General features: G+C 29.2%; 1 protein-coding gene. It reads right to left on the bottom strand.

All coding sequences use genetic code 11. From position 1 onward, the window contains the following. Positions 1–65 precede the first annotated feature (65 nt). Positions 66–339 (bottom strand): Pycsar system effector family protein (locus AB4496_RS27375; RefSeq protein WP_372133109.1); only part of this gene is annotated, 274 nt, incomplete at its 5' end.

Here is a 339-nt window from a genome sequence, read left to right on the forward strand (position 1 = left end):
CTTTATGTCTGTTACTTCAAATGCATCGTCAATTATAGATTTAACTTTATTATCAATATCTTTTTTCATTTACTAACTCTTAATACGAATAAAACTAGACAACCCAAAGGGGAAATAAGCGCAGTGACAGTAAACCAAATTGCAACTTTAAAATAGCTATATTTTCTACAAGCAATTACCGCATTGATAATAATTTGATTGGCTAAATCTTTTTGATAACCAGTAAATTGTTGTTCATTGAGTTCGAGTTTATTTGATAACTTGCCAAGGTAATTGATTGGCGTATATTTTGCAATATCCTGAAAATAAAGTAAATTATCAGATTGAACTGTTCCCTCT

Origin of the sequence: Vibrio sp. 10N.222.46.A1, from assembly GCF_041473595.1 — a bacterium.
GTDB classification, from domain to species: domain Bacteria; phylum Pseudomonadota; class Gammaproteobacteria; order Enterobacterales; family Vibrionaceae; genus Vibrio; species Vibrio tasmaniensis_A.